Genomic DNA, 10809 nt, shown 5'->3' on the forward strand with positions numbered 1-10809 from the left:
AGTCGACGCCGCCGGTCCGCACGGGCGCGCCGCCGGGCCCGCCGCCGACGAGCAGCCCGGCGCGGCCGGCGGCGCGGGACCGCAGCAGCGCGAGCGCCGCCTGGGCGGTGTCCAGCGACCCGACCGCGACGGCCTCGGCGGCGTTCCCTGCGCGCGCCGCCACGGCCGTCTTCGTACCCGGGACGGACGGTCAGCAGCGACGCAACGGTGCCGAGCACCCCGTCGAGGGTGCCGTCCGTGCGCCTCCAGCAGCGCCTCGCGCCGTCGGCGGCCGGCGGACAGCGTCAGGTTGAACGCTCGATGCGCGCCTGCAGCGCCGTGACCCGCTTCTGCGCGGAGTGGTCGGCGCCGCGCGCGGCGGCGATGCCTGCCGCGCCTCCTTGACGGCGCCGCGCGGCCCCGCCACCGCGGCCCGCGCCCGCTCGGCGGCGTCCTTGGCGGTTGGCGAGCGCCTCCTGCGCCGCCTCGTGCTCGGCGGCCAGCGCGGGATCCTCGACGACCTCGGCCTCGAACGCCTCGAACTCGGCCCGCGCCGTCTCGGCCCGCTGCTCCGCCTCCTCCCGCGCGTCGGTGAGCCGCCCGATCTCCGACCGTCCCGCCGCGGCCTTGATGCGCAGCGCCTCGACGCGGCGCGCAGCCGCGCCAGCTCCTCGCGGCGGTCCGCGGCGCGCGCGCGGCGGCCTGCAGCCGCCGCTCCTCGCCCGCGAGGGCCTCCTCGACGCCCGTCCGCTCCTCCACGGTCGTCGGCGAGCCCGTCCTGCGCCTCGTCCAGGGCCGCGCGCAGCATCTCCTCCTGCTCGCGGATCTCGGCGGCCTCGCGCTCCATGTCCTGCGGGTCGCGGCCGCGGCGCTCGTCGTCGCGGGCCTCGGCGGCGTTGCGGTGCCGCTCGGCGGCCAGGTCGGCGACGCCGCGCAGCCGCTCCTGCAGCGCCGACAGCCGGTACCAGGTGTCCTGGACCTGCTTCAGCTTCGGCGCCTCGACGGCCTCCGCGGCCTCCAGCGTCTCCTCGCGCTCCTGCGCCTCCGCGAGGCCCCGTTCGGTCTCGGTGCGCCGCTCGCGGATCTGCGCCTCGTCGGCCGCTTCCTGCTCCAGCCTCGTGCGCAGCGTGACCAGGTCGTCGGCCAGCAGCCGCAGCCGCGCGTCCCGCCAGTCGGCCTGGATCACCGCGGCCTTCCGGGCGATCTCCGCCTGCTTGCCCAGCGGCTTGAGCTGCCGCCGCAACTCCCCCGTGAGGTCCTGGACGCGCGTGAGGTTGCCCTGCATCGCGTCGAGTTTGCGCAGCGCCTTCTCTTTGCGCTTGCGGTGCTTGAGGACGCCCGCCGCCTCCTCGATCACCGCGCGGCGGCCCTCCGGCCCCGAGTGCAGCACCCGGTCGAGCTGGCCCTGGCCGATGATGACGTGCATCTCGCGGCCGATGCCGGAGTCGGACAGCAGCTCCTGGATGTCGAGCAGCCGGCAGGAGTCGCCGTTGATCGCGTACTCGCTGCTGCCCGACCGGAACATCAGCCGGCTGATCGTGACCTCGGTGTAGTCGATGGGCAGCGCGCCGTCGGCGTTGTCGATCGTCAGCACGACCTCGGCGCGGCCGAGCGGCGCCCGGTTCGCGGTGCCGGCGAAGATGACGTCTTCCATCTTGCCGCCGCGCAGCGACTTCGCGCCCTGCTCGCCCATCACCCACGCGAGCGCGTCCACGACGTTGGACTTGCCGGACCCGTTGGGCCCCACGACGGCGGTGATGCCGGGCTCGAACTTCAGCGTGGTCGACGACGCGAAGGACTTGAAGCCGCGCAACGTCAGGCTCTTCAGGTACACGCGCTCGCCGTCCTCCTCCGGTCGATGTACCGGGACGGACGGGACGGGGCGCGCGCGGTCGGCGGCGCCGGAGGGCCGCCCCCGCCGGGCCCGGTGCTCGGTTGGCCGCCCCCTGCTCGCGCCGCAGGTCACGCCGCGCGGGGGCCGGGCATTGCGAGGAGGATACCGGTCACAGCGCCCGGCGGCCCGCTGCCGCGCCGTCCCGATCGCGGCTCCCCGGCCGGAGCGGACCGGAACCACCGCGATCGAGTGCGGAGCCGAGTTCGAGCTTGCGGGATCACGATGGCGCGGCGAGCCCCTGGGCGAGCCGGAGCGATGCGGCGATCGCACGCGCCGCCCGCGGTGGCGGGCGCCCCGGCGCCTTCACCGCAGGCGCCGCCACAAGCGAGACGCCGCAGGAAGAACTTTGGGACGCCGGAGCACCAGCGTCCCTGTTGGATGGTTCTTCGGCACCGTTAGGTCAGTGCCGGTTCACGGTCCTTTACCGCGAGCGACATCACGTCGTCTTCGTTCGCCGTCGCGAGCGCGTCGTTCTCCGACTGGAGCCGTACGAGTTCGGCTTCCAGATCACGTACGCGCTGCTGAAGGCGCCGCATCTCCGCGACCATCCGGGGGTCGGGACCACCGACGTGGCCGAGTAGAGCCTTCGCCATGACTAAAGGTCCTCCACGCTGAGCAACCAGCAGGGATCGCGCACGAGAAGCAACTGATGTCGGTGCGCGTATCGTCTAGAGTCGCACCGGCCGCTGTCCTGGTCAAGACGCACATCACAGGCCGGTAACAACCTTTCACCATCTAGTTTAGCAGGTACGAACCGGACTTCCCTACCCGATCATCGTTCCTCGAAACCCTCGGCCGTCCCACGCGGCTCGCCCCACCGTTCCGTCACTCCCGTCACGGCGCCCGGACGGCCCGGCAGCCCGTCGACGCCGGACGCGTCGGGGTGCAGCATCTCCAGCAGGCGCCGGCAGTTTCCGCGCGGGCCTTCGGCCACCACCACGACGCGGCCGTCGCGCAGATTCGCGGCGCTTCCCACCAGGCCGAGTTCGAGCGCGCGCGCCCGCACCCACCAGCGGAACCCGACGCCCTGCACGCGGCCCCGCACCCACGCGGTCAGCCGCACCGCCTCGTCGTCCATTCGCGTTCTCCCTCGCCCGCCCTGCCGACCAGGGAACCCTAGTACCGCGCGCGGCGCGGGCGCGGCTGGCACACCGGGCAGCTGTAGGACGAACGGTTCATGAACTCGTCGCGGCGGATCGGCGCACCGCAGCGGCGGCACGGCTCGTCGCGGCGGCCGTAGGCGTCCAGGGACCGCTCGAAGTAGCCGCCCTCGCCGTCAACATTGACGTACAGGCTGTCGAAGGACGTCCCGCCGACCGCGAGGGCCTCGCTCATGACGTCCTGCGCGGCCCGGACGACCCGGTCGGTCTCGGCGCGCGTCAGCGTCTCGGTCGGGCGCGCCCAGTGCAGCCGCGCCCGCCACAGCGCCTCGTCGGCGTAGATGTTGCCGACGCCGCTGATCAGCGACTGGTCGAGCAGCGCGCGCTTGACGCCGGTCTTGCGGCGGCGCAGCGCCCGGTAGAGCGCGTCGCCGTCGAAGGCGGCTTCGAGGGGGTCGGCGGCGATGTGCACGATGGCGGCGGGGACGAGCCCGGTGCCGTCCGGCGCGGGGTCGGCGGCCCCGGCGACGGCGTCGGGGACGAGGTCGGCGACCATGAGGTGCCCGAACGTCCGCTGGTCGACGAAGCGCAGGTCGAGCGGGTCGGCTTCGGGACCGTCCGTGAACGCGATCCGCACCCGCAGGTGCTTCTGCGTCTCCCGGTCCGGTTCGCCGACGAGCAGCTGCCCGCTCATCCCGAGATGGGCCAGCAGCGCCTCGGACGGCCGCGCGCCCGCGGCGTCCGCGGGGTCGGCCAGCGGCAGCCACAGGTACTTGCCGCGGCGGCGCGGGGGCAGGACGGCGCGTCCGGCGAGCCGCCCGGCGAAGTCGGCGGGACCGGCGTCGTGGCGGCGCACCGAGCGGGGGTGCAGCACCTCGGCCTTCTCGACGGTGCGGCCGGTCGTCCAGCGGGCCAGACCCCGCCGGACGACCTCGACCTCGGGCAGCTCAGGCACCGGCGAGCCCCGCGGGACGCGACCCCCGGCCGTTCGCGCCGGAGGCGGCGTCACCGTCCCGGCCGGCCTTCTCGGCGCCCTCGCGTTCGGCGGCGATGTCGCGGATGGCGTTCCAGGCGGCCTCGGCGGCGTGCTGCTCGGCCTCCTTCTTGCTGCGGCCCTCACCGGACCCGTAGGTCTCGCCGCCGACCCGCACCGACGCCCGGAACGTCTTCTGGTGGTCGGGGCCGCTCTCGGCGACGTGGTACTCGGGGACGCCGAGTTCCTCCACGGCCGTCAGCTCCTGCAGGGACGTCTTCCAGTCCAGGCCCGCGCCGAGCCCCGCCGAGCGGGTGATGAGGGCGTCGAACAGCCGGTGGACGAGCGCGGACGCGTCGTCCAGCCCGCGGTCGACGTACACGGCGCCGATCAGCGCCTCCAGGGTGTCGGCGAGGATCGAGGCCTTGTCGCGGCCGCCGGTGCCCTCCTCGCCGCGGCCGAGCCGGATGTGGGCGCCGACGCCGAGGCCGCGCGCGACGCCCGCGAGCGCGCGCATGTTGACGACGGCGGCGCGCAGCTTCGCCAGGTGCCCTTCGGGCAGGTCGGGGTGCCCCCGGTACAGGGTGTCGGTGACGACGAGGCCCAGCACCGAGTCGCCCAGGAACTCCAGGCGCTCGTTGGTGGGCAGGCCGCCGTTCTCGTACGCGTACGAACGGTGCGTCAGCGCGCGCTCCAGCAGCGCGCCTTCGACCTCGACGCCGAGGGCGCGGGTCAGTTCCGCGCGGTCGGGCGCGGGGTCGGACTTCTTGGCGCTCAACGGGCCCTCCTCGCAGGCCGTGCGCCGCGCGCGGACGCGCGGTCGCCTCGATGGCGCGCCGGCCGGAGGGCCGGGACGGCGGAGAGCGCGGCACGAGGAGGGACGGCCGAGGCCGTCCCCCGCGGACGCGGGGGACGGTCGGGCCGGCCGGTCGGGGCGGTGGCCCCGCGGCCGGGTCCGCGAAGACGAGGTGCGCGCCGGTTCGGCTGATCCCGGCGTGCACCACGGCTCCGGGCACGGGCCGCCGTGCCGGACACCACGCCGACGTCGCGCGCCGGGGTGGTCGTGCCTTCACGCACCTTGAGGGGCGGACCGCGCCGTGTGCGCGGGGCCGCCCCCCGGGATGCGGAGAAGACTCAGGCCGACGGGGTGATGACCTGCCGCCGGTCGTAGGTGCCGCACGTCGAGCACGCGGTGTGGGGCAGCTTCTTGTCGCGGCAGGTCGGGCAGTCGACCAGGGTCGGCGCCGCGGTCTTCCACTGCGCGCGCCGGTGCCGCGTGTTGCTGCGGGACTTCTTCCGCTTCGGGACGGCCACGTCAGCCCTCCTGCTTTCCTTCTCGTCGGTCGGATGAACCGCGGGCGCCTGGGCTCCCGCTCCCCCGCTCCGGGGTGTCGGCCGCCATGCCGGCGGCCACGTCCCGCAGTGCCGCCCACCGGGGGTCGGCGACGTCGTGCCGGTGGTCCGGGCCGGCGTCCGCCAGCCGAACCCCGCACTCCGCGCACAGGCCGGGACAGTCGTCCCGGCACAGCGGCGAGAGCGGCAGCGCGAGCACCACCGCGTCTCGGAGCAGCGGTTCGAGGTCGATCAGATCGTCCTCGAGGTAGAGCTCGTCGTCTTCGGCGTTCCCGCCGGAGCGGGTGTCAGGATAGACGAAGAGCTCCTGGAACTCCGCCTCGAACGTCGAGGCGATCGGGTCGAGGCAGCGGGCGCACTCCCCTTCGAGGGGAACCGTCGCCGTGCCGGTGACGAGCACCCCCTCCAGCACCGCCTCGAGCCGGAGATCCAGCTCGATCGCGGCGCCCTCGGGGACGCCCACCATCTCCACACCGAAATCCTCCGGAGCCGGCACGGACAGGTGTTCCTCGCGCGACGACCCGGGTTGCCTGCCGAGAGCCCGGGTGTCGAGCACGAGCGGCGCATTGGGGTCGAGGCGTGTCAGCGGAATCCTGCTTTCGTGAGGCATGGGAATCAGGGCCTTGGTGATGGCCGATGTCCCAGGGTACCGAACGCCGGGCCGTGGCCCCAACTCACGGGCCTCCCACCAGCGAACCGGCGGCGATCTCCGCTCCGGACGCCGCGGCCGGCCCGTCAGGCGCCTTCGCGCAGCCGCTCGACGAGGCGGTCGTGGACGCTGTCGGGGACGAGACCGGAGATGTCGCCGCCGAACTTCACGACCTCCTTCATCAGGCTGGAGGACAGGAAGGCGTACTCGGGGTTCGTCGCCATGAAGAGGGTCTCGATACCGGCGATGCGGTGGTTCATCTGCGCCATCTGCAGCTCGTACTCGTAGTCGCTGACGGCGCGCAGCCCCCGGACGATGACGGGGATGTTCTGTTCCCTGCAGTAGTCCACCGTCAGGCCGTAGAACTTGTCCACGCGGACGTTGCCGTAGTCCTCGGTGACCTCGGTGATCATGTCGGCGCGCTCGTCGACGGTGAAAAGGCTCTTCTTGTTCTTGTTGATCAGCACTGCCACGACCACCTCGTCGTACAGCGTGGAGGCGCGGCTGATGATGTCGAGATGACCGTTGGTCACGGGGTCGAACGATCCCGGACAGACGACACGGCGCACGGCGCGAACCCCTTCGATCCCGGTTTCTGACCTGCGGCGCGAACGTACCAAATCGCATTCGGCCCGCTTTCACCCGGGCTCGGCGGGTCAGGCCGCGAGCGCGTCGATGATCTCCGCGGCGATCGGCCCGGACTCGATGCCGGAGCCGGGCGCCTCGGTCAGCACCGCGACCGCGTACCGGGGGTCCTCGCGGGGGCCGAACCCGATGAACCAGCGGTCGTTGTACGACTTGCCCGCGACGTCCGCCGTGCCCGTCTTGCCGCCGCGGACGGACGTGCCCCGCAGCGACCGGCCCGTACCGCTGTCGACGACCGCTTCCATCATGTCCCGCAGTTGCGCCGCCTCCTCGGAGGTCAGCGGACGCGCGAGCCGCTCGGGCGCGGCCCGTCCGACGGAGCCGCCGTCCGGGGCGCGCAGTTCGGCGATCAGGTGCGGCTTCATGATCTCGCCGTCGTTGAGCACCCCGGCGACGACCATCGCCATCTGCAGCGGCGTCGCGACCGTGCTTCCCTGCCCGATGGACGCGAGCGCGCTGAGGGCGGGCGAGTCGGTGTCGGGGAAGACGCTCGCGGCGGCGGCCAGGCCGTCCTCGATCTCGATCCGCTCGCCGAACCCGAACTCGGACGCCTCCTCGGCGACGGCGTCGTGGCCGGGTTCCTCGGCGCCCAGGTAGGCGAACGTCGTGTTGCAGGACTCGGCGTACGCCTCGATCAGCGGGATCGCGTTCCGGCTGCAGGCGCCGCCGTGGCTGTTGCCGATCGGCTGCCCGCTCTGCGGGGCCCGGTAGCTCGCCCCGGCCCTGACCCGGGTGTTCTTGCTCGCGCCCGCTTCGAGTTTCGCCGCCGCGACGACGGTCTTGAACGACGAACCCGGCGGGTACACCTCGTCGGTCGCCTTGTTGAGCAGCGGCTTGAGCGGCCGGTCGTTGAGCCGCTCGATCTCCTCCTGCGCCTTCTCGCGGTCGAGCGTCGAGACGGCGTCCGGGTCGTACGACGGGGTCGAGGCCATGACGAGGATCGCGCCGGTCTCGGCGTCCAGCGCGACGGCGGCGGCGCGGCGGACGTCCGCCTCCCACAGCACCCGGTAGGCGACCCGCTGCGCGTCGGCGTCCACGGTCGCCTCGACGGTGCCGCCGGGGACGGGTTCGCCGATGAGCCGGTCGACGAGGTTCGCGGTGGCCAGGCGGGGGTCGGTGCCGTCCAGGACGTGGTTCGCCGCCGCCTCCAGGCCGGTCTCGGAGAAGACCGAGAAGTAGCCGGTGACGGGGGCGAAGGCGGGGCCGTCCTTGTAGTGGCGCTGGTACCGCTCCCCGCCGTCGACGGGTTCGGACCAGGCGAGCCGCTCCCCGTCCGCGACGATGGGGCCGCGGTCGACGGTGAAGCGGTCGGTCAGCCGCCGCGGGTTGAGCGCGGAGTCACGCAGGTCCTGCGCCTGGAACGCCTGCACGTAGGTGATGTTCACCATCAGCGCCAGGATCATCAGCAGCGTCAGGACCCAGGTGCGCCCCACGGCGCGGTCGATGCCGGGTCTCATACCGATGCCCTACCCGGCGCGCGTCCATGATCACGCGCGGCGGTCACGCGTCCCCGGCGGGCCGGGCGCGGCCGGTAGCGGTGCCGTACCAGAACACCGCTTCCCCGTACCGCCGGTCCCGGTCGGCCTCGTATCCCCCGGGCCAGCGCAGCGCGGGGCCGCGCGCCGCGCGCTCGACGACGACGAGCGCGTCCGGGGCCGTCCAGCCGTGGTCGCGCAGGTCGTCCAGGAGTTCGGTGACGGACGCGTCGGGCAGCGCGTACGGCGGGTCGGCGAAGATCAGGTCGTAGGGCGCGTCCGGCGGGCGGCGGACGACGCGTTCGACCTTGTCGGCGCACGGCACCGCGCCGGGCAGCCCGAGGTCCTTCGCGTTCTGCCGGAGCACCTTCGCGGCCCGGGGGTGCGACTCGACGAGCAGGGCGTGCGCGGCGCCGCGCGACAGCGCCTCCAGCCCGACCGCCCCGGATCCGGCGTACAGGTCGCGACGCGCAGGCCGTCCAGGGGGCCGAGGAGGGCGAGGACGGTCGCGAACAGGCCCTCGCGGGCGCGGTCGCTGGTCGGCCTCGTGTCCCGTCCGGGCGGGACGGCCAGCCGCCGCCCGCCCGCGCTCCCCGCGATCACCCGTGTCATGCGATCAGTATCGCGGTCTCGAAAAATGTCACAAATGACAGCGGCGACTCATGTGAATCTCTACCCAAATCTCCGAGTCAATGTTCACATCAACTACTTCGCGTGCAAACGTGCTCGCAGGTTGTGCAACCACCCGACCCTCAGGAGCACCGGTGCACCAAGGTAGGAGATTGGCGGTGACGGCCGGGGCGACGGTTCTGGGCATCGTCGCCATGAGCGGCGTCTCCCACGCCGAGACCTCCCGGCTCTCCGCCGAACGCGCGCCCGCCCGCGCCACGGCCGATCACCCGGCCAAGAGCGCGGCGAACGCCAAGCGGGCGAAGGCCAAGAAGGCGAAAACGGCGGAGCCACGGAAAACGGGGAAGAACGGCACGGGGACCGGCGACGCGGGCAAGGCGCTCGAACGGGCCTTCGAGCCCGTCGTGCGGACGCTCGAACAGGACGCGCCGAAACCGGAACCGAAGCGGACGAAGAGCGACGACGGGGCTTCCGCCCCCGTCGAGAGCGGGAAGAACGAGACGGCCGAGGCGCCACGCAAGAGCGGGCCCGCGAAGCGGGAACCCGCCGAGCGGACGCCCCGGGCGCAGCCGCGACCGAAGCAGGAGCAGGAACCGAAGCAGAAGCAGAAGCAGGAGCAGGCGCCCGAGCTGGAACTGCGCCTCGACGCCACCCTCGACTACGACGAGCGGACCCGCACCGCGTCCGCCGGTCTCGGCCTCACCGCCGGGGTCCGCACGCCGCACCTCGACGCGGGCCTGCGGCTGGCCGCCGGCGGCAGCGTGTCGCTGCGCGACGCCACCGTCGAGGCGGGCGCCGAGGTCGGCGTCCTCGCCGGGACGCCCGCGGGGAGCGCCGCGCTGAACCTGGGAACGGGCGGGACCCTGTCGGCCGGGACGCCGATGATCGCGGGGCGCGACGACGCTGGACGCTCGGCGTCCGCGGCGGGCGGCACCCCGATCTCGGCGCAGCTCGGGTTGAGCGGCTGCGCCGGCTCGGGCCTGCTCGGTCACGCCGCCCACTCCCCCGACCCCGCCGACGCCCCCGACTCCGCCGGAGGACCCCGCGGACCCGGCGCCGCCGACCGCCGCCGACCCCGCCCGTCCCGCCGGACGACCCGGGATCGCCGAGCCCGACGCGCCGCCGCTGCCCACCGACCCGTCGGCGCCCGCGTCGCCGCTGGCGCGCGACCTCCCGTCCGCCGTGTCGTCCGGCGGGGCCGGGAGCGGTGACGGCGGCGGGACGATCGCGGGGCACTTCACGCCGCCGGAGGAACTGCCGTTCACCGGCACCGACGCGCTTCCGCTGGTCGCGCTCGGCCTGACCGCGATCGCGGCGGGCGGCGCCGCGGTCGCCATGACGCGCCGACGCGAGGCCGAGGAGTCGTGATCACCGGCTCCTGACTCCGCTCGTGAAAGGGGCGCCTCCCGGCCGGGAGGCGCCCCTTCACATCTCCTGCGCGCCCGTCACCCGCCACCCGTCGCCGGACTTGCGGACGTGCAGCCGGTGGAAGCCGATCCCATCGCCCTCGCCGCACGCCGAGGTGCACTCGCCCAGCGCCACCAGCGCCGTGATCTCGCCGCCGGACGCGCCGGGCAGCAGGCCCACCCCCGCGATCGTGCCCGCCGTGACCGACGGGTGCCGCGCCACGGCGGACAGGACGTCCTGTGCGGCGGGGCCCGGCCACGCGGCGCCGCTCGTCCGGGCGCGGGGGGACCCGGCCCGGAGCGTGTAGAGGGTGTCGAGCAGCCAGCCGCCGCCACGCTTGATCATCGTGGCGCGCATCGGGTTCCGCAGCAGGTCGGGCTCGGCGCCGGACGCGCGGACCGTCCGCTTCACGTACGACAGGACGGTGACCGAGTCCGGGGTGGCGGAGACGACGGCGGAGCCCGCGACGTCCGTGCTCACCGACCCGTCCTTCGACTCCAGCTCCGCGCGGTAGTCCCGGGCGGCGAGCTGGCGGTCGTAGTCGGCGCGGTACCGCTCGGTGGACACCCCGTGCGCGGCGTCCACGTTCCGCTGGTAGGAGGCGTGGTCGAAGCTCAGCACGGCCTTGATCGCGTGCTCGGCGGGACGGACGGCGGCGGCCGCGGCGCGCGGCGGTGCGGCGGCGTCGGTGGCGGCGGGCGCGG

Annotated in this window: 12 protein-coding genes and 2 pseudogenes; 2 read left to right on the forward strand and 12 right to left on the reverse strand. The window is 74.2% G+C overall.

Translation table 11 applies throughout. The features are described 5' to 3' along the window. The 11 genes and pseudogenes from BJF79_RS65735 to rsmD form a co-directional block, all read right to left on the reverse strand. Positions 1 to 169: pseudogene (locus BJF79_RS65735) on the reverse strand (hypothetical protein); the annotation flags it as partial. Positions 170 to 190: 21 nt separating this feature from the next. Further along, positions 191 to 1813, reverse strand: a complete 1623-nt coding sequence (locus BJF79_RS20805; RefSeq protein ID WP_316043405.1) for a chromosome segregation SMC family protein — start codon at positions 1811 to 1813, stop codon at positions 191 to 193. A gap of 455 nt (positions 1814 to 2268) precedes the next feature. After that, entirely contained in the window at positions 2269 to 2466 is a 198-nt protein-coding gene (locus tag BJF79_RS20810) for a hypothetical protein (protein WP_075899734.1), read from the reverse strand. A gap of 179 nt (positions 2467 to 2645) precedes the next feature. Next, positions 2646 to 2951 (reverse strand): acylphosphatase, encoded by a 306-nt coding sequence (locus BJF79_RS20815; RefSeq protein WP_075899736.1) that lies wholly within the window; start codon positions 2949 to 2951, stop codon positions 2646 to 2648. Positions 2952 to 2989: 38 nt separating this feature from the next. After that, positions 2990 to 3928: a bifunctional DNA-formamidopyrimidine glycosylase/DNA-(apurinic or apyrimidinic site) lyase gene (gene mutM / locus BJF79_RS20820; protein ID WP_075899752.1), complete on the reverse strand. Its 939-nt coding sequence runs from the start codon at positions 3926 to 3928 to the stop codon at positions 2990 to 2992. Continuing rightward, entirely contained in the window at positions 3921 to 4724 is an 804-nt protein-coding gene (gene rnc / locus BJF79_RS20825) for a ribonuclease III (RefSeq protein WP_075899738.1), read from the reverse strand. Before rnc ends, mutM begins: the two co-directional genes overlap by 8 nt. A gap of 356 nt (positions 4725 to 5080) precedes the next feature. Beyond that, positions 5081 to 5260, reverse strand: a complete 180-nt coding sequence (gene rpmF, locus BJF79_RS20830) for a 50S ribosomal protein L32 (RefSeq protein WP_075899740.1) — start codon at positions 5258 to 5260, stop codon at positions 5081 to 5083. A gap of 1 nt (position 5261) precedes the next feature. Next, a complete protein-coding gene (locus BJF79_RS20835) occupies positions 5262 to 5909 on the reverse strand; it encodes a YceD family protein (RefSeq protein WP_075899742.1) in 648 nt (215 codons plus the stop codon). A gap of 125 nt (positions 5910 to 6034) precedes the next feature. After that, positions 6035 to 6517 (reverse strand): pantetheine-phosphate adenylyltransferase, encoded by a 483-nt coding sequence (gene coaD / locus BJF79_RS20840; protein ID WP_075899744.1) that lies wholly within the window; start codon positions 6515 to 6517, stop codon positions 6035 to 6037. 87 nt (positions 6518 to 6604) lie between these two features. Continuing rightward, positions 6605 to 8050 (reverse strand): peptidoglycan D,D-transpeptidase FtsI family protein, encoded by a 1446-nt coding sequence (locus tag BJF79_RS20845; RefSeq protein ID WP_075899746.1) that lies wholly within the window; start codon positions 8048 to 8050, stop codon positions 6605 to 6607. Between the two features lie 43 nt (positions 8051 to 8093). Then, positions 8094 to 8680: pseudogene (gene rsmD, locus BJF79_RS20850) on the reverse strand (16S rRNA (guanine(966)-N(2))-methyltransferase RsmD). A gap of 176 nt (positions 8681 to 8856) precedes the next feature. On the opposite strand from rsmD, the gene BJF79_RS20855 reads away from it, so the two are divergent. Next, entirely contained in the window at positions 8857 to 9909 is a 1053-nt protein-coding gene (locus BJF79_RS20855; protein WP_075899748.1) for a hypothetical protein, read from the forward strand. Further along, complete coding sequence (locus BJF79_RS20860; RefSeq protein ID WP_075899750.1) at positions 9881 to 10066, forward strand: LPXTG cell wall anchor domain-containing protein; 186 nt, start codon at positions 9881 to 9883, stop codon at positions 10064 to 10066. Before BJF79_RS20855 ends, BJF79_RS20860 begins: the two co-directional genes overlap by 29 nt. Before the next feature lie 57 nt (positions 10067 to 10123). Here BJF79_RS20860 and BJF79_RS55640 read toward each other — a convergent pair. Beyond that, the coding region (locus BJF79_RS55640) for a hypothetical protein (protein WP_158079248.1) at positions 10124 to 10809 on the reverse strand (686 nt) is incomplete at its 5' end.

It is taken from the genome of Actinomadura sp. CNU-125 (genome assembly GCF_001942465.1).
In the GTDB taxonomy this organism is placed as follows: domain Bacteria; phylum Actinomycetota; class Actinomycetes; order Streptosporangiales; family Streptosporangiaceae; genus Spirillospora.